Here is a 17420-nt window from a genome sequence, read left to right as displayed (position 1 = left end):
CTCACCGCTTCTTCCGGAACCGTTCCGCCTTGGCGCGGTTGCCGCAGACCTCCATGATGCACCAGCGGCGCCCGCTGCCGCGTCCGTGATCGAGGTACAGGCCGGTGCAGCGGCCGCACTCGCGCAACCGCCCGAGGTCGCCACGCTCCAGAAACTCGGCCACCGCCACCGCCAGCCGGGCGCGCACCGTGGCCACGCCGGCCGACTCCACCGGGACCGTCCACCGGAACGCCCGGTCCGAGGACGCGAGCGTGGCCTGATCCAGGCCCCACCGCACCGTTCCGGCCACGGCGTCCAGATCCGCGCCTTCCGGGGCCCGGTCCGCGGCGACGGCGCTCAGCACCCGCCACAACGACTCCCGAAACGCGATCAGGGCGCCAAGCTCCCGGTCTGTGTCTTCGTCCGGACGCGGTGCGCCCAGACACGCCCGCTCCGCATCGTCCAGCACGCCGGCAAGCTCCGCCCAGGCGAGCGCGGCGGGCCAGTCTGGCAGCGCGTTGCGGTCCCGCGTCTTGAGTTCGTCGTTGATGGTGTTGACGAAGTCCAGCACCACATGCCCGCCGATCAGCCCGTGAAGTTCCCAGCTCTGCATACGCACCTGTAACCGTTATTTTGCACAAAAGGGGTTGAAGCGGGATCATCGGGCCCGTAACCTGAAAACGCATAATAACAGGTTTCACGGAGGACCGCCACATGCTGCCGCTCGATCACACGTTCCATCACAACGGCCAGTCCGTCGCCTGGGGATGCCTGGGCGAGGGCGACCCGATCGTCCTGATCCACGGCTTTCCCTGGTCGGCACAGGCGTGGCGTGCGGTCGTCCCCTGGCTGGCTCGGCACCACGCCGTCTACTACTTCGACATGATCGGCTGCGGCCAGTCGGAGAAGTTCGACGGCCAGGACGTCTCCCCGGGCGTCCAGGGGGACCTTCTGGCGGCGCTGTTCGAGCACTGGGGCCTGGAGCGGCCGACGGTGGTGGGGCACGACTTCGGCGGCCTGGCCGCGCTGCGCGGCTATTTCCTGCACGGTCTGCGGTATGCGCGCCTGATCCTGATGGACGCGGTGGCCGTGCTGCCCTCCGGATCGCCCTTCTTCGCACATGTGCGGGACCACGAGGCCGCCTTCGCCGGCATGCCCGCCTATGCCCACGAGGCCCTGTTCCGCGCCTACGCCCAACAGGCGGCGGCGCGTCCCCTGCACGAGGAAGCCTTTCAGACCTACGCGGCGCCGTGGCGCGGCGAGGTCGGTCAGGCGGCGTTCTACCGGCAGATCGCTCAGTCCGACATTCGCTGCATCGAGGAGTTGATGCCGCGCTACGGCGCCACGGCCTGCCCGGTCGATCTGGTGTGGGGCGAGCGGGACACCTTCATCCCCGTGGCGCAGGGCGAACAGCTCGCCGGGCTGCTGAACGCGCGCAGCTTCACCCGGGTTCCTGGGGCTGGCCATATCGTGCAGGAGGATGCCCCCGAGGCCGTCGTGGCGGCTGTCTTGGGATGACCGGAGGGGCCGGTGGTGACAGGGGCCGAAGGGTGCGGCACGATGCGGGCTGCGTGCTCGCTTGGCCCCGGAGGCTCTCATGTCCGACGATCTCATCCGTCTGTCCGCGCGGCAGGTGGTGACCCTGCTGAAGCGTGGCGAGGTGTCGCCGCCGGAGGTGATCGACTCCGCGATGGCCCGCCACGCGGCCGTCGATGGCGCCGTGAAGGCCGTTCCGACGCTGTGCGAGGACCGCGCCCGTGCCGCCGCCCGCCGGCTCTTGGACGATCCGGCCGGTATGGACGTGGCCGGGCCGGGCTGGCTGGCCGGGCTGCCGGTGCTCATCAAGGACATGACGGACGTCGCCGGGGTGCGGACCACCTACGGCTCGTCGCTGTTCGCCGACCATGTGCCGGATCGCTCCGATGTGCTGGTCGAAACGCTGGAACGGCGCGGCGGCGTGATCCTGGGCAAGACCAACACGCCGGAATGGGCGGCCGGCGGCAACACCTTCAACGAGGTCTTCGGGGCAACGCGGAATCCGCATGACACACGCCTGACCTGTGGCGGCTCATCCGGCGGGTCGGCGGTGGCGCTGGCCACCGGCATGGCGTGGCTGGCGACCGGGTCCGACATGGGCGGCTCGCTGCGCATTCCGGCGGCGTTCTGTGGGGTGGTCGGGCTGCGGCCCAGCCCCGGCCGGGTGGCGCGTGGCCCCACCGCCGATCCGTGGGACCCGCTGGCGGTCGGAGGTCCCATGGCCCGCGACGTGGCCGACTGCGCCCTGTTGCTGGATGCCATGGCCGGCGCGGCACCGACCGATCCGCTGGCGCTGCCGGCGCCGGAGACGGCGTTCCTCGCCGCCGCCGAACGTCCCCAGGCGCCGCGCCGCGTCGGCTGGAGCCCCGACCTGGGGCTGTGGCCCGTGGACCCGGAGATCGTCGCCGTCTGCGCCGCCGCCGTGCGCCGGTACGAGGACGCGGGGGTGGCGGTCGACGACGCCTGCCCCGATTTTTCGAGAGCCCCGGAGATGTTCCACGCCCTGCGGGCAGAGGCCTTCGTCACCACCCTGGGTCCGCTGTTGGAGCCCCACCGCGACCGCCTGAAGCCGGAGGTGGTGTGGAACATCGAGCGAGGCATGGCCCAGACCCAGGGCACCCTCTCGACGGCGAAGCGCGGGCGCGCGGCGCTGTCGGCGCGCGTGGCCGCGTTCTTCGAAACCCATGACCTGCTCGCCTGCCCGACCACAATGGTGCCGCCGTTTCCCGTCGAACAGCGGTACGTCAAGGCCGTTGGCGACCATGCGCTCGACACTTACGTGGACTGGCTGGGCATCACCTACACCCTGACCCTGACCGGATGTCCGGTGATCTCGATTCCGTGCGGCACCACGGCGGCCGGGCTGCCGGTGGGGCTGCAGTTGATGGCCCCGCCGCGTGCCGAGGCGGCGCTGGTCTCCTTCGCGGCGCTGCTGGAGGGGCTGTTGGGGAGAGCGGCGGGGATCGTGACGCCCCGCATGGTTGGGGTTTGCTGACCTGAGCAACCCAAAGCAGAGGGTCGGGGCGTTACAGAACCCACGCGAACGCGCGCTCCAGGTCGGCGCGGCCATCTCGCATCGGACAGGTACCGTGCGCGCGCACGACGCGCTCCGGGTTCCAGTCGAGAACGCGGCGGATGCTGTCGCGCGCGCGCCGCCGGTTCAGCGTGGTCAGGCGCAGTTCGAGGGGCGCGCGACCATGGCCCTCGGTCATCCGCGCCAGACGGATGAGCCAGCGTTGCCAGGGCTTCCAGTGTGCCTCAAGGAACGACTCGGTGAAGGCCTGGGAGTAGTCGGTGATCAGCGCGGTGCGCGAGGGCCGGTGAAAAAAGACGATCTCGTCCAGCAGTGGGGAGGCGCGCAGCCAGACCTGATCGATGATGTCGGCCCAGGCCGGCGGCGGTGCGTCCTCCAGGGCCGGGGCGAAGGTCAGGTCGGGGCGCTTGCGGATCAACGATTGCGGACCCCAGAGCGTGGCCTGCGGCCATGCCGCCGTCCAGTCGGCCAGCCACAGGTGGTGCAGCGCGTTGGGGCTGACGAGGTGGGTCACCGGCCCCCGGTCCTGTAGAGCGGCCCGCAGCGGATCGGTCAGCGCCACCGGCGACCACACCCACAGCCCGCCGTCCGGCAACCGCACGATGACGGCGCGGGTGGGATAGGGGAGCCCGTAGAAGCTGACGATGGAGCCGTCCACCATCCAGATGTCGCGGTCGATTGGCTCCAGAACCATGTGCGTTTTCTCCTTTTTTGGGCGACTGCCTCACAGCATCGGAACGGTAACGGCTGGCGCATCGGGGGTCGAGCGGCGAACGGATCTGGTCCCGCGAATCAGGATATTGCATTCCGCGAGGTTCTGGGGGAGCGTGGCGACCCAATATCCAAAGAGATCCCGGGCACGGTCCGGGGCCACTTTCCGGCCGAAACCACGAAGGACTTTCCTGAATGCCTCTGCTGGACGTGCGTGATCTGGTGGTCGAGTTCCCCACCCGGCACGGCACCCTGACGGCGGTCGATTCCGTCAGCTTCACCGTGGACAAGGGCGAGCGCCTGGGCATTGTCGGCGAATCCGGCGCCGGCAAGTCCGTGGCCGCGTTCGCCATTCTGAACCTGCTCAGCCGCCCGGGGCGGATCGGCGGGGGCTCCATCACCTTCGAGGGTCGGGACCTGACCAAGCTGAACCGCCAGCAGATGCGGTCGGTGCGCGGCAACCGGATCAGCATGATCTTTCAGGATCCGATGATGACGCTGAACCCGGTTCTGACCATCGGCACGCAGATGGTCGAGACCCTGAAGGCCCACCGTGACATCTCCGACGCCGAGGCGAAGCGCATCGCCATCGCCCGCCTGGGCGAGGTCAAGATTCCCTCGCCGGAAAACCGCATGGCCTCGTATCCGCACGAACTCTCCGGCGGTATGCGCCAGCGCGTGGTGATCGCCATCGCGCTGTTGACCGAGCCGGCGCTGATCATTGCCGACGAACCCACCACGGCGCTGGACGTCACCATCCAGGCGGAAATCATGAGCCTGATGCTGGCCCTGTGCAAAACCCACGGGGTGGGGCTGATCCTGATCACCCACGACCTCGCCGTGGTCTCGCAGGTCACGCAAAGGGTGGTGGTGCTGTATGCTGGCCGGGTGGTGGAGACCGGGCAGACCGCGCGCGTCGTTCATGACCCGGTGCATCCCTACACCCGGGGCCTTTTGGCGGCGCTGCCGGGCGAGGGCACGCCGGGCGCGCGGCTGAACCAGATCCGGGGTGGCATGCCGTCGCTGAACGCCATCCCCGAGGGCTGCGCGTTCCATCCGCGCTGCGACTTCGTCCAGGACCGCTGCCGCGCCGCCGTGCCGCCGCTGGACGATTTCGACGGACACCGGGTGCGGTGCGTGCGGGCCGATGACTTGATCGCGGGGGCGGCGGCATGATGGGACACGCGGCAACGACACCGACGCCCGACACGGCGACCGCCCCCCCGCTGGTGGAGGCGCGGGGCATCGTCAAGCACTTCGACCTGGGCGGGCACTTCCTGCAACGCGAACGGCCGATGGTGAAGGCGCTCAACGATGTCTCCATCGCCGTCCGGCGCGGCGAGGCGTTCTGTCTGGTGGGCGAGTCCGGGTGTGGCAAGTCCACCCTGGCGCGGGTCATCATGGGCCTGCTGGACCCCACCGAGGGCGAAATCCACTTCGACGGCACGCGGATCGATGCGCTCAGGCACAAGGCGCGCAGGCCGTTTCATCGCCGCATGCAGATGATCTTTCAGAACCCCTATGCGTCGCTGAACCCGCGCCGCACCGTCCAGCAGACGCTGGAGGAACCAGTGCGCTTCCACTTTCCCGCGTTGTCGGATGCCGAGGTCAAGGAGCGGGTCGAGCGGGTGATGGTCTCGGTCGGCAACGATCCCGGCTGGGGCCAGCGCTATCCGCACGAGTTCTCCGGCGGCCAGCGCCAGCGCATTTCGATTGCCCGGGCGATGATGGTCGATCCGGATTTGGTGGTCGCCGACGAGCCGATTTCGGCCCTGGACGTGTCCATTCAGGCGCAGGTCCTCAACGTGATGATGGACACGCGCGAGAAACACGACCTGACCTATCTGTTCATCACCCATGACCTGTCCGTCGTGCGCCATTTCGGCAGCCGCGTGGGGGTGATGTATCTCGGCACGCTGTGCGAGCTGGCGGAGACGGCGACGCTGTTCGCGCGCCCACGCCACCCCTACACGCGGATCCTGCTGTCCGCCATTCCGCGCGTCTCGACCGAGGAGATGCAGCCGCCCGGCCTGCCCGGCGAGGTGCCGTCGGCCATGAACCTGCCGTCGGGGTGCGTGTTCCATGACCGCTGTCCGCTGGCCAACACCCGCTGCTCGGCCGAGGTGCCGAAGGCGCTGCCCCAGGACGACGGCGCGTTGGTCGCCTGCCACGCGGTGGAGGAGGGGCGGGGGTAGGGCCGCACCCCGCATGACATTGGACCGATGCTGCCGGCCCAATGCCATGCGGTTCGCCCTACTCGTCCGCCTCGGCGAACAGGGCGGCGAGCCGGTCCGCGTACGCGAGGTCTCCCTTGGCGGTGGCGCGGCCGTACTCATCCAGGATCATTTCCCGAATGACCACCGTGCCCGTCGGCTGTGTGAGGGTGTGATGGGCAAGGGCGGCGGCCAGGATCGGCGGGAGGTTTTCGTGCATGGCGATGGCGACCACTTCTTCCGATATGGCGCCGCTCAACGCGATGCAATCCAAAAGCGCAATCATGTCTGAATCCAGTCATTTCCGGTTGCTGGCGGACGGTCCTCCCGGGCCTGTCTCCGGCCGTTAAATCGAGCCGTTCACGTGAAATTGGACCCGACGCTTGGCCCTGACGTGTCTGTGTGATGTGGCCTTAAGCATTTGATGATCCGGCAGTTTCGTCTGACAAAACGGACGTCCGAAGGGAGTCGGTTCCGTCGCGGCCTGCCCAACGACGACGGGAGACGTCGATAAGGTCCCGTCGTCGAAAACATGGGACGCACCCGATATGCGATCCAGCGATGGCTCGTCATGCCTGCCATGCAAAGGTCCAGTATGCAAACCACCTCCGTCCGAACGGATCCATGCCGCCACCCCCCATTCCGCGACGGACCATTTGTACTAATGTCGAACTGTCAGGTCGGTACCGGCCCCGCGCCCGGCGCTCCGCCCCCCTCCCAACCTCCTCCGAAGGGGGGAGGAGACGGCCAGCGCTCACCGAACCGGAACGGATTAAACCGACTTCGTATGACCTGGTGAGCGACCGACTGAAACGCCGGGACCGGATGGCCCCGGGCGAACGCGGCCGATCGCTTGTCCTTGAAGGATCGGATCATACGCCAAGCGCGACACGCGGCCCGTACAGAGGTCATGCGATGCCCCCAGGGCTGACCTGAATACAGGCCCGGCTTACAACAGGCGCCCTTGGGTCTCCGTCTCGGGCGCGGGCGGGAGCGGCGGCTGTGTCCTCCGGTCCAGGAACGGCGCCGCCGGGTCGTGCTCGGCGTGGCGCCGCTTGGCGAGGTCCTGGTTGCGCACGGCATAGCAGTAGGCGCAGCCGTGCGGGCAAGTGTCATAGGCGCCGATGTCGCGGCTTTCGGCGCAGGCGCACGTCCGGTGCGGCTTGGGCCGCGCGGCGATGGGCCGGCCGGCGATCGCCGACAGCCGCGCCGCGTCGATGCAGGCCGCCGCCTCCACTCCCGGCAGGCCGGCGCGCAGGCCCTCCTGTCCGCACAGCGAGAACCGCAGCCCCTCCCCGGCCGCGATGGAGGCCAGATCGTCGAGCAGCGCCCGCTTCTCGTCGTCCGGCGGGTCGCGCCACGCGAAGCCGTGCCGCGCCGCCCGCTGGTCCAGGGTGCGGCGGCTTTTCGCGTACACCTGCATCACCGACACCACCACCTCGTCCACCACGCCGCGCAGCGCCCGGGCGTGGCGGGCGAAGGTTTCGCGGTGCCACGCGGCCGGCGTCAGGTCGCTGAAGACGATGGGGTCGTGGCGCCAGACCACGGCCTTCGGGCCGTACCGGTCGCGCACTTCGCGCATGGCGGCGAGTGCTCGTTCGGGCGGGATGACGGAGACGTCCAGCGCCCGGGGATAGCCGAGCACCGTCATCTGCATGACGAAGGGCTCGCCCCAATCCGCCACGGCCTGAAGCGCCCCCATGAACGGCAGCGGGTTGCGGGTCCAGAACACCCAGCCGTCCACCGCCCCCGGGGCCAGCGACACCCGCGACGGCGGCCCGCCGTAGGGATTGACCACCCACGCCTCCCCCGCCGCCAACCGCTCCAGGAACCAGCGGGCATAGAAGGCCGGAATGTCGGTGCGGTAGCTGGCGGAGACGATCAAGATATCGCTCGATGTAACGAAGGGGTGGGCCAGTCACGGACGGATCGGGGTGCGGGTGCGGGTACCGCTGTACGGCGTTTGGGCGATGTATGCAATAGCATGGGTGCGGACCCTGATGGCACCACCAATGGAGGCGACATTGCCGCCTGGATTCCATATACAATAGGAAATAGAAACGACGTTCCGGACACTTATCTTTCATTTGGGTTCCTTGCTTGGTTTGCCAAGTTTTAACGATTTCCGGCGACAGTGGGAGGGTCGATCGTCGCCAATCAGCGGGATTGTTTGCGTGCGCGCGATCTGGCGGGGGCGGGGGCGCGGCGCTTGCCCGAACGCGACTGGGAAGCGATGTCCGGAACCATGGAAGCACAGCAGACGACAACGGCCGCTCCACCCGCGCGACCGCGCCAACAGCCCGCCTCGCGCGGCCACCGGCGGCGGCGGGACAAGCCCCGGCACTATTCCACCCTGGGCCAGGTTCTGCCTGAACTGGTCGTCATCAGCCTGTTCATGAACCTGCTGACGCTGATGCTGCCGCTGGTTCTGCTTCAGGTCTACGACCGCATCATTCCCAACGAGGCCCTGAGCACCTTCGCCCTGCTTGTGTTCGGCATCGGCGGCGCGCTGGTGCTGGAGGCTCTGTTGAAGCTGGGTCGGTCCTACATGACCGGCTGGGTCGGCGCCCGTTTCGAGCACAACACCGGCGTTGCCGCCCTGCGCCGTCTTCTGGAGGCGCCGGTTCAGGACTTCGAGCGCGAGGGCAGCGGTGTTCATCTGGAACGCCTGGGCGCCTTGTCCAGCGTCAAGGATTTCTACGCCGGGCAGGCCCTGCTGTCGCTGTTGGACCTGCCCTTCGCGCTGATCTATCTGGGTGTGATCTGGTTGCTGGGCGGCTGGCTGGTGTTGGTGCCGCTGGGGCTGCTGGCGGTGTTCGCCATCCTCGCGGTGGCGCTGGGCGGACGCCTGCGCGACGCCATCGCCCGGCGCATGGCGGTGGACGACCGGCGCGTCAACTTCATCATCGAGGTGCTGGGGGGCGCCCACACCCTCAAGGCCATGGCCATGGAGGCGCAGATGATGCGCCGCTATGAACGCCTTCAGGAAAGCAGCGGCGCCGCCAACCAGGAGGTCACCCGGGCCAGCGCCACGGCCATGGGGCTGGGGACCTTCTTCTCACAGGCCGCCATGGCCGCCACCGTCGGCGCGGGCAGCGCCATCGTGGTCGCCGAGGGCATGAGCGTCGGCGCGCTGGCCGCCTGCACCCTGCTGGCCGGGCGCTCCCTGCAACCGATCCAGCGCGCGCTGGGCGTCTGGACGCGGTTCCAGACCGTGCGTCTGGCCCGGCGCCGCCTGCACGCCGTGTTCGAGATGGAGCCCGAGAGCGAGCCCGGTCTTCCCGAACCCGAGGCCGTCGAGGGCCGGCTTGAACTGCGCGATGTGGCGTTCGGGTTCGCCGAGGGCGGGCCGCCCCTGCTGCGCGATCTCAACATCGTGGTGCCGCCGGGGGAATGCGTCGGCATCTCCGGGGACAACGGTTCCGGCAAGACCACCCTGCTCGCGCTGATGAGCGGTGCGCTCAAGCCCGCGACGGGCCAAATCCTGTTGGATGGGGTGCCGCTCGATACCTATGACCCGCATCGGCTCAAGCGGCACATCGCCTATCTGCCGCAGCTTGGCGAGTTGTTCCGGGGGTCCATCCTGGACAACATCACCATGTTCGACGCCCGCAAGGGCGAGGCGGCCGTCGTCCAGGCCGAGGCGCTCGGGCTGGGGCCGATCATCGCCAGTCTGCCGATGGGGTACGACACCATCGTCGGCGACAGTGCGGGTGAGACGTTGCCGCGCGGCATCCGCCAGCGCATCGCCGTGGCCCGCGCCCTGCTGCCGCGTCCCCGGGTGGTGCTGTTCGACGAGGCCAACACCGGCATCGATAGCGCCGGTGATGCCGACATGAGGGCGGTGCTGGAGGCGCTGAAGGGCGAGTGCACCCTGGTCCTGGTGACGCACCGGCCGTCGCTGCTGCGGATGGCCGATCAGGTGTACGATCTCGGCGCCGGCACCTTGACGCCACGCCCGGCGGGGACAGGCGGGCCGGTACCGGTTCGCTCCGTTGAGGGAGGGACCGCGTCATGACCCAGGCCGCGCCCCGCTCTCCGGAATCCTCCGCGTCTGAGACCCCGGACGCTGCCAAGGCGTCGGGGTGGGCCCGCCGGGCCGACCACGCCAGGCTGTCCCGGCTGACCCTGGATGCGCTGGGCGGCTTCGCCGCCGGCAGTGATCTGGCGTCGTGTCTGGTGCCGTTGCTGCGCGCGCTGCACTGGATGGGTGACCCGCGCCACGTGGCCGAGGCGCTGCCGCATTTCGCCGATGATCTCGACATCACCGGCCTGCGCAACACCATGGCCAACCTGAACTATTCCAGCCGGCCGGAGCGCGTGCGCTTGAATCGCATCGATCCGCGCCTGCTGCCGTGCCTGTTCGTGCCCCATCGGGGGGCCGCCATGGTCGTGCAGGCCATCGAGAACGGCACCGTGACCGCCTATGACGGCGGCACCGGGACCGAGGGGCCGGTGTCGCGTCCCAAGCGCGGCGGCACCGCCTATTTCTTCACGCCATTGGAGGGCGAGGACCAGGGCGCGGCGGCGCGACAGAGGGCCGGTTGGTTCTCGATGATGGCCCGGCGCTTCCGGGGTTTGGTGTGGCGCATGCTGGCCATCACCGCCATCCTGAACCTTCTGGCGCTGGCCACGCCCCTGTTCGTCATGGGCGTTTATGACAAAGTCGTGGGCGCGCGCGCCCTGGACACCCTGGGCTGGTTCGCCGTCGGCGTCGGCATCGCCATTGGCTTCGATACCCTGTTGCGGGGGGTGCGGGCGCGCATGCTGGCCTATGTCGGCGGGCGGCTGGACGCCATCGTCGGCAACGCCGTGTTCCAGCGCATTCTGTACCTGCCGCCGTCGTTTACTGAGCGCGCCACCATCGGCGCCCAGGTGGCGCGCATCAAGGACTTCGAGTCGGTGCGCGAGTTCTTCACCGGTCCCCTGGCCAGCACTTTCCTTGAAATGCCGTTCATGATCGTGTCGGTGATCGTTCTGGCCATTCTGGGCGGCTGGATCGCCGTGGTGCCGCTGTTCACCCTGATCGGTTTCCTTCTCCTGGGGCTGGTGATGATCCCCGTGGTGCGGCGCAATGTGACGGAATCGGCGCGCGCCGGGTCGCGCCGGCAGGAGTTCCTGGTCGAAACCACGACCAAGATGCGCGCGCTCAAGCAGACCGGCGCCGAGGCCGTGTGGCTGAACCGCTTCCGCGCCATCTCGGCCCGCGCGGCCACCGCCAGCTTCCGCACCGCGCAGGCCCAGAACCTCGTGCAGACGCTGTCGCATATTCTCGTCGTGGTCTCGGGGGTGGCGGCCATGACGCTGGGCGTGTTCGGGGTGCTCGGTGGCGGCATGACCGCCGGCGCGCTGATCGCGTCCATGATTCTGGTCTGGCGCGTCCTGTCGCCGATGCAGACCGTGTTCATGTCTCTGTCGCGGTTCGAGCAGATCCGCGCCTCCATCCGCCAGATCAACACCCTGATGACCCTGGCCCTGGAACGCGAGCCGAGCGCCATGGCCCACCCGTTGCGGCGGCTGCGCGGGCGCGTCGCGTTCTCCCGGGTCTCGCTGCGCTACACCCCCAGCGCGGATCCCGCCCTGGTCGGCGTCAGTTTCGTGGCCGAGCCCGGCGAGGTGGTTGTCATCACCGGCCCGAACGGCTCCGGCAAGTCCACCATCTTCAAGCTGATTACCGGCCTGTACCGGATTCAAGCCGGCTCGGTGCGCATCGACGACAAGGACATCCGACAACTGGACCCCGTCGAGTTGCGGCACGCCATCGCCTACGTGCCGCAGCAGCCGACCTTCTTCTATGGCACCATCGCGCAGAACCTGCGTCTGGTGGAGCCGACGGCGAGCGACGCCGATCTGCGCTGGGCCCTGCAGCAGGCCGGTGCCCTGGAGGACGTGGGCGCACTGCCCGAGGGGCTGAACACGCGCATCGGCGACGGCCGGTCCGAGCTTCTGACCGCCTCGTTGCGCCAACAGCTCAATCTGGCGCGGGCCTATTTGAAGCGCGCGCCGGTCTACCTGTTCGACGAACCGGTCAATGGCCTCGATTTCGACGGCGACCGCCGGTTCATGGACACGGTGCGGCAGATGCGCACCCATGCCACCGTTTTCATCATCACTCACCGCCCCAGCCACTTCGATCTCGCCGACCGGGTTCTGGTGATGGAGAGCGGATATCTGCGGCTGGCCGGCGCGCCCGACGAGGTGCGCGCGCGGCTTCGGGATGCTCCGAAATGACCGCCGGAAAGGAAGGGCACCGATGACCAAAGCCGCCGTCTCACAGCCGCGTCCGGCCCCGTCCCAGGCCAGCCGCCAGGCGCGGCATCTTGCGCAGTCGATCGTGCTGGAGGAATCGGGACCGTCCGCCCTGATCCGCCTCGGACTGCTGACGATCAGTCTGTTGGTCGCCGCGATCATCGCCTGGGCGGCGGCGACCACGGTCAAGGAGGTCGCCTCTGCCCCCGGCACCGTCGTGCCGTCGACCAACCTCCAGGTCGTCCAACACAAGGAAGGCGGCATTCTGCGCGAGGTTCTGGTGGACAAGGGCCAGACCGTTGAGGTCGGACAGGTGCTCGCCCGGCTCGATCCGGTCGCGGCGCGCTCGGACGTGGAAACCCTGCGTACGCGTTTGGTCAGTCTGCGCCTGAAGGCGGAGCGCCTGCGTGCCTTCGCCGACGAGCGCGAACCCGACTTCTCGTTCGCCGGCTTGCAGTACGCCGACCTTGCCGCCGATCAGCGCCGGGTTCTTGACCTCCAAAGAGAGGAGCAGGCGGCCGAACAGCAGGTGTTGCGCGATCAGCTGGCCAGCCTGGATGGCGAGATGACGCTGCTTGAGAACAAGATCACCTCGCTGCGGCGGCAGGTCGAACTGGTCGGCGAACAGCGTGAGATGCGCCGCGAACTGATGGTGGAAGGGTTGGGCTCGCGCGTGACCTTCCTGGAGGTCGAGGCCGAGCTTGAACGCATGAACGGCGAGATCACGGAACTGACCAATCAGCTTGCGTTGAATGACCAGAGCCGCAAGGAACTGGTCAGCCGGCTGGCCCAACTCGATGCCACCCGCCGGCGCGAGGCTCTGGACGAGGTCGGTGAGGTCAACGCCGAGATCAGCGAGGTCATGCAAACCATCACGGCGGGGGCGGATCGCCTGAACCGCCTGGAGGTGACGGCGCCGACCCGGGGGCTGGTGCAGGACGTGAAGGTGCGCACGTCCGGCGCCGTGCTGCAGCCGGGCGACGAACTCATGACCATCGTCCCCATCGACGACCGCCTGATCGTGGACTGCCGCATCGATCCCCGCGATGTCGGGCATGTCCACGAGGGACAGACGGTGCGTGTCAAGCTGTCGGCCTATGACTTCGCGCGCTACGGATCGGTCGAGGGCGTTCTGGCGGAGCTTTCGCCGACCACCTTCCTGGATGCGCAGACCGGACAGCCCTATTACAAGGGCGTGATCGAACTCAGCCGGAACTACGTGGGCGAGACCCAGGGTCGCAACCCGATCCTGCCCGGAATGACCGTGGACGCCAGCATTGTGACGGGAGAGAAGACCATTCTCGCCTACATGCTGCGGCCGATCTACATCTCGCTCAGTCAGGCGTTCCAGGAACGGTGATCCATCGGCGGCGCTCACCCGTCGGTCCAACCCAGCCAGGGAGTCAGCGCGATGACAGAGCCTTCGGAGTCCAAGAGCACCGAGGACCGCGCCCGCCTGCTCACGCCGGAGCGGGACCGCAGGCGCGATCCGCGCACGGATCCCGCGCTTCTCGACACGACCGAAGCAGACGAGGCGCCGACCGGCTGGACGGAGGCCGTGACCGGCGAAGCAGCGGGGCGCGCTGACCTGCAGGACGGCGGCGACTGGACGGCCATGGTGGCGCCGGACCTTGCGTCCGACCCCGTGGACTTCGGCGACTCGGGCGGGCGGCGGCGCAATCGCGGCGACTGAATCTCGACGCAACGGCCTTCGCGCCGGCTCCGAAACCCGAATCTGAAAGGCGAACGCATCGATGCGCATGGGAAACGTATGACCTATGGAGTGTTTTGAACAAAATTCACTATGACAAACCGGAAGTCTTCATTTTTTAGCTTTTTTGAGCGGCACTTTTCATTCCATAAAGGATCAACGGAAATGCAGCTCGTTGATTCAATTTGTAGAAAATTGTGACTGTCTGACATTTCCGAACTGTTGTCGAACTCACTTGCCGCGACCTGATCCGCGCATCACGAAGACGAGGGCACCATGGCCACCGACACCCAAACCCCGCGCTTCTCTGATCGCCAGATTCTGGATGACACGACGTCGCTTGCGGACAAGACCGCGCGTCCAGACCCTGACGCAGAGCTTCAGCAGGCCATCGGCAACTCGGTCGATGGCGACGACGCCCGGTCGCACGAAAACATCCACCAGGGGGTGGAGCGGGCGGACGGGTCCGGTCGGGCATCCCAGGGTGAGGACGGGGTGTCCGGTGGCCAAGTCGAGCCTCAGTCAGGCGGAATGGGCATGCGCGGGCCGGAGACCATGCCCCCGGCGACCCCGTTTGGGGACGTGGACGGTCCGGAAGGCCGCTTGCCGGGCCAGGGTGTTGGGGTGGCGCCTGAGACCGACCCGGCGGCGAGCGGCGGCGGATATACCGGCGCGGAGGCGCCTGGGTTGACCACGAACGCGTTTGACGGCGGAGGCTCGGCCGGCGGTTTTGTTCCGGTGGCTCCGCAGATGCGCGGTGTGGCGTCCGAAGATCAGGGCACGGCAGGGGCCGGCCGATCGGGCTTTGCCAAGCCGGCGTCGGAACCCGTGCAGGAGTCGGAGCGGACTGGCGTCGAAAACAACGCCGGCGCCGACACGGCCGCGACCGGGACCGACAGCACCGGCACGGGCGGGACATCCGGCGGCGTATCCGGCACCGAGCAGGCAGCCGGCGGCGGCGATGGCGCTACCGACGAAACAGGCGGCGAGCAGGCGCCCGGCGGTGGCGCTGACGACGAAACGGGCGGCGAGCAGGCGGCCGGCGGTGGCGCTGACGACGAAACGGGCGGCGAGCAGGGGGCCGGCGGTGGCGCTGACGACGAAACGGGCGGCGAGCAGGGGGCCGGCGGTGGCGCTGACGACGAAACGGGCGACGAGCAGGTACCCGGCGGTGGCGCTGACGACGAAGGCCAGGGCCAGACCGGCCGAATTGACGTGTCCAACTACGATGCCACCGATCAGGGCTTCCGGGTCACCGGCCGCAACGTGAACAGCGATGGCACCCTGACCGAGGCCTCCCTGGACAACGTATCCCGGTCCGGCGACGCGCTCGGCGTCGATGGGTCGAACGCGTCCGGGCCGGCGGCCCAGCTTGGCTATGACGTCGATACGGGCCAGAGCGAGGCCCTGATCATCGACTTCGATCATCCGGTCAGCGAGGCGACGGCCCAGTTCCAGCGTGCCTACGCCAACGAGGCGGGCGGCGAGCAGGGCTTTTGGGAAGCCTACCGCGATGGCGAGAAAGTGGCCGAGGGCTCCTTCAAGGCGGACTCCGGCCACCAGGGTGACGTCACGATTTCGACGGACGGCGCCGGTGCGTTCGACCAGTTGGTCTTCAAGGCCGGCACCTATGCCGACGGCGGCGTCAAGGGCAACGATGCGTCGGACTACCTGATCAAGTCGGTCGATTTCACGTTCGCCGAAGAGGCACACGACGTCACCTTCACCGTCGATAACAGCAACACCGACACCCCGACCTTCGACGGCAACGAGACCCTGGAGATCGACGAGAGCGGCACCTATTCCCAATGGGGCGCCGAGATCACCGCGGATACGGACGGCAGCGGCGACGGGGAAACTTCCATCGGTGTCGACACGTGGAACAAGGCCAAGAGCGTGCTGGCCGAGGGTGACGGCGGCGCCGATGTCAGCGTCGACAACTTCGTCCATGCGGAGGTCCGCTTGGGTGACGGTGGCGACAGCGACGTGACCATCACCGGCGCCAAGCGCGGCGCCGTCGAGACCGGTGACGGAGACGATGTCGTAAACATCGACGCCGACACCAACGGGCCGGGCTGGGACAACACCTTCACCGTCGAGACCGGCGACGGCGACGACATCGTGACCGTGACCGGCGACAAGGGCCATACCCGGGTCGACGTGGACGCCGGCGCGGGCGATGACGTTGTGACCGTCGATGGTCGCACCCACTCGGCCGACCTCAAGGGCGGCGCCGGCGACGATACCCTGACCGGCGGCGATGGCAATGACATCCTGACCGGCGGCGCCGGAGACGACGTTCTGAACGGCGGCGAAGGCTATGACATCGCCTTCTTCTCCGGCAGCGCGGCGGACTACACCTTCACGCAGACGGAGGATGGAAACGGCTGGCTTGTCGACGGGGCCGACGGAACCGATGTCGTGACCGATGTCGAGGCCTTTGAATTCGAGGACGGGGAGACCCTGGAAAGCACCGAACTCGTTGACTTCCAGGCCATGTCGGACGCCGACATTCCGGAGGATATTGACCTGTACGGAACGGGGTAATGTCGGACGGAAGGCTCTTCCATCCCCGCCTCTGGATTGGGGAGGGGCTGGGGGGGGGTTAAGCCGTGCCGTCGTCTCCGCCGTGGTCGCGTAGGGTTCGGACCATCTGCTGATGCAGCGCGCGGTGTAGGTCGCGCATCGACACCATGGAGACCACCCGGTCCCCATCGACGATGGGCAGATGCCGGAATCCCCGCGTTTGCATCAGGTCCAGCGCGTCGTTGGCGGAGGCCTCCGGCGACAGCGTATGGGGATCGGGCGTCATGATCTCGTCGGCGCGCGTGTTCGCCGGGTCGCGGCCGATGGCGACGACGCGGGCCGTGATGTCTCGTTCGGTGATGATCCCGACCAGCCGCTTGCCGTCCATGACCAGGACGGCGGCGATGGTGTGGGTTGCCATGGCCACGGCCGCGTCGCGGGCGGTGGCGTCCGGGGCCACGCTGATCAAAACACTGGTATTGACGATCTCGGGAACGAGTTTGCGCAGCATCCTCACGCCTCCCCTGAACGCCTGACCGGCATGGCCGTGGAGCCGCGAGCCCGCGTTTCGGAGCGGACCAGGGCGACAGTCTGATCATTGCGACTATGGTAGTACGGATCGGAGAAAATGGCCAACGCCCTCGGCAGACTTCTCAGGATGGAGGGAGAAAACCGGTTGCGGCCGGTGCCGGCCTGTTCTCCTGCCCCTTCGGGGTTATGATATTCACACTTCTTTCCGCCGAAGCGGCGGCTCTTCGCTCGCGCGGCATCTTGACTTGTCATTGCGAACCCTCGTCGCAAGACGAGGGTGAAGCAATCCAGGGCGTAGGACACCATCATTCGCTCTGGATTGCCCCATATATTTTGGCTCAATTAGCGTTAGCTATGCAGATTGGATCTTTGGGTGAGATGAGCCCGGCGACACAGGCCAGGATGGATCTTGGTGACGGGAGCTGAGGCA

The 17420-nt window shown here is 67.9% G+C and carries 14 protein-coding genes; 9 read left to right on the top strand and 5 right to left on the bottom strand.

All coding sequences use genetic code 11. The features are described from left to right. Position 1: 1 nt before the first annotated feature. Positions 2-592 (bottom strand): CGNR zinc finger domain-containing protein, encoded by a 591-nt coding sequence (locus BLS85_RS17140; RefSeq protein WP_092787965.1) that lies wholly within the window; start codon positions 590-592, stop codon positions 2-4. Between the two features lie 101 nt (positions 593-693). On the opposite strand from BLS85_RS17140, the gene BLS85_RS17135 reads away from it, so the two are divergent. Both BLS85_RS17135 and BLS85_RS17130 read left to right on the top strand, forming a co-directional pair. Further along, positions 694-1497 (top strand): alpha/beta fold hydrolase, encoded by an 804-nt coding sequence (locus BLS85_RS17135; protein WP_092787964.1) that lies wholly within the window; start codon positions 694-696, stop codon positions 1495-1497. 79 nt (positions 1498-1576) lie between these two features. After that, positions 1577-3010, top strand: coding sequence for an amidase (locus tag BLS85_RS17130; RefSeq protein ID WP_092787963.1), 1434 nt, complete (start codon positions 1577-1579; stop codon positions 3008-3010). Between the two features lie 31 nt (positions 3011-3041). On the opposite strand, the gene BLS85_RS17125 is transcribed toward BLS85_RS17130, so the two are convergent. Beyond that, the gene (locus BLS85_RS17125) at positions 3042-3743 is read right to left on the bottom strand and encodes a DUF4336 domain-containing protein (RefSeq protein ID WP_092787962.1); all 702 of its coding nucleotides are present in this window, start codon (positions 3741-3743) and stop codon (positions 3042-3044) included. A gap of 212 nt (positions 3744-3955) precedes the next feature. Here BLS85_RS17125 and BLS85_RS17120 point away from each other — a divergent pair, with 212 nt between their 5' ends. Both BLS85_RS17120 and BLS85_RS17115 read left to right on the top strand, forming a co-directional pair. Further along, positions 3956-4936 carry an ABC transporter ATP-binding protein gene (locus tag BLS85_RS17120; protein WP_092787961.1) on the top strand — a complete coding sequence of 327 codons (981 nt, stop codon included), beginning with the start codon at positions 3956-3958 and terminating at the stop codon, positions 4934-4936. Continuing rightward, positions 4933-5955 (top strand): ABC transporter ATP-binding protein, encoded by a 1023-nt coding sequence (locus tag BLS85_RS17115; RefSeq protein WP_245699277.1) that lies wholly within the window; start codon positions 4933-4935, stop codon positions 5953-5955. Before BLS85_RS17120 ends, BLS85_RS17115 begins: the two co-directional genes overlap by 4 nt. 58 nt (positions 5956-6013) lie before the next feature. On the opposite strand, the gene BLS85_RS17110 is transcribed toward BLS85_RS17115, so the two are convergent. Together BLS85_RS17110 and BLS85_RS17105 are read right to left on the bottom strand one after the other, a co-directional pair. Further along, complete coding sequence (locus tag BLS85_RS17110; protein WP_092787960.1) at positions 6014-6259, bottom strand: hypothetical protein; 246 nt, start codon at positions 6257-6259, stop codon at positions 6014-6016. Between the two features lie 663 nt (positions 6260-6922). Continuing rightward, positions 6923-7858 (bottom strand): DUF1848 domain-containing protein, encoded by a 936-nt coding sequence (locus tag BLS85_RS17105; RefSeq protein ID WP_092787959.1) that lies wholly within the window; start codon positions 7856-7858, stop codon positions 6923-6925. A 360-nt stretch (positions 7859-8218) separates the two neighbouring features. Between BLS85_RS17105 and BLS85_RS17100 the strand changes: the two genes are divergently transcribed. The 5 genes from BLS85_RS17100 (at position 8219) to BLS85_RS17080 (ending at position 16480) form a co-directional block, all read left to right on the top strand. Further along, positions 8219-9991: a peptidase domain-containing ABC transporter gene (locus tag BLS85_RS17100; RefSeq protein WP_176793867.1), complete on the top strand. Its 1773-nt coding sequence runs from the start codon at positions 8219-8221 to the stop codon at positions 9989-9991. Next, on the top strand, positions 9988-12204 hold the full coding sequence (locus BLS85_RS17095; protein WP_092787957.1) for a peptidase domain-containing ABC transporter: 2217 nt from the start codon (positions 9988-9990) through the stop codon (positions 12202-12204). Before BLS85_RS17100 ends, BLS85_RS17095 begins: the two co-directional genes overlap by 4 nt. A gap of 22 nt (positions 12205-12226) precedes the next feature. Beyond that, positions 12227-13582, top strand: a complete 1356-nt coding sequence (locus tag BLS85_RS17090; RefSeq protein ID WP_176793865.1) for an HlyD family type I secretion periplasmic adaptor subunit — start codon at positions 12227-12229, stop codon at positions 13580-13582. 51 nt (positions 13583-13633) lie between these two features. After that, positions 13634-13915, top strand: a complete 282-nt coding sequence (locus BLS85_RS17085) for a hypothetical protein (RefSeq protein WP_092787955.1) — start codon at positions 13634-13636, stop codon at positions 13913-13915. A 294-nt stretch (positions 13916-14209) separates the two neighbouring features. Next, positions 14210-16480 carry a calcium-binding protein gene (locus BLS85_RS17080; RefSeq protein ID WP_092787954.1) on the top strand — a complete coding sequence of 757 codons (2271 nt, stop codon included), beginning with the start codon at positions 14210-14212 and terminating at the stop codon, positions 16478-16480. A gap of 58 nt (positions 16481-16538) precedes the next feature. On the opposite strand, the gene BLS85_RS17075 is transcribed toward BLS85_RS17080, so the two are convergent. Next, positions 16539-16970: a CBS domain-containing protein gene (locus BLS85_RS17075; RefSeq protein ID WP_092787953.1), complete on the bottom strand. Its 432-nt coding sequence runs from the start codon at positions 16968-16970 to the stop codon at positions 16539-16541. Positions 16971-17420: the final 450 nt, after the last annotated feature.

The organism is Rhodospira trueperi, assembly GCF_900101965.1.
In the GTDB taxonomy this organism is placed as follows: domain Bacteria; phylum Pseudomonadota; class Alphaproteobacteria; order Rhodospirillales; family Rhodospirillaceae; genus Rhodospira; species Rhodospira trueperi.
The sequence above is the reverse complement of the archived record's forward strand: the minus strand, read 5'-3'. Positions and strand labels throughout refer to the sequence as shown.

Coding starts and splice junctions, on each gene's coding strand:
- BLS85_RS17110 (WP_092787960.1), bottom strand. CDS start 6,259: ATGATTGCGCTTTTGGATTGCATCGCGTTGAGCGGCGCCATATCGGAA.
- BLS85_RS17130 (WP_092787963.1), top strand. CDS start 1,577: ATGTCCGACGATCTCATCCGTCTGTCCGCGCGGCAGGTGGTGACCCTG.
- BLS85_RS17140 (WP_092787965.1), bottom strand. CDS start 592: ATGCAGAGCTGGGAACTTCACGGGCTGATCGGCGGGCATGTGGTGCTG.
- BLS85_RS17085 (WP_092787955.1), top strand. CDS start 13,634: ATGACAGAGCCTTCGGAGTCCAAGAGCACCGAGGACCGCGCCCGCCTG.
- BLS85_RS17095 (WP_092787957.1), top strand. CDS start 9,988: ATGACCCAGGCCGCGCCCCGCTCTCCGGAATCCTCCGCGTCTGAGACC.
- BLS85_RS17090 (WP_176793865.1), top strand. CDS start 12,227: ATGACCAAAGCCGCCGTCTCACAGCCGCGTCCGGCCCCGTCCCAGGCC.
- BLS85_RS17080 (WP_092787954.1), top strand. CDS start 14,210: ATGGCCACCGACACCCAAACCCCGCGCTTCTCTGATCGCCAGATTCTG.
- BLS85_RS17120 (WP_092787961.1), top strand. CDS start 3,956: ATGCCTCTGCTGGACGTGCGTGATCTGGTGGTCGAGTTCCCCACCCGG.
- BLS85_RS17125 (WP_092787962.1), bottom strand. CDS start 3,743: ATGGTTCTGGAGCCAATCGACCGCGACATCTGGATGGTGGACGGCTCC.
- BLS85_RS17135 (WP_092787964.1), top strand. CDS start 694: ATGCTGCCGCTCGATCACACGTTCCATCACAACGGCCAGTCCGTCGCC.
- BLS85_RS17075 (WP_092787953.1), bottom strand. CDS start 16,970: ATGCTGCGCAAACTCGTTCCCGAGATCGTCAATACCAGTGTTTTGATC.
- BLS85_RS17115 (WP_245699277.1), top strand. CDS start 4,933: ATGATGGGACACGCGGCAACGACACCGACGCCCGACACGGCGACCGCC.
- BLS85_RS17100 (WP_176793867.1), top strand. CDS start 8,219: ATGGAAGCACAGCAGACGACAACGGCCGCTCCACCCGCGCGACCGCGC.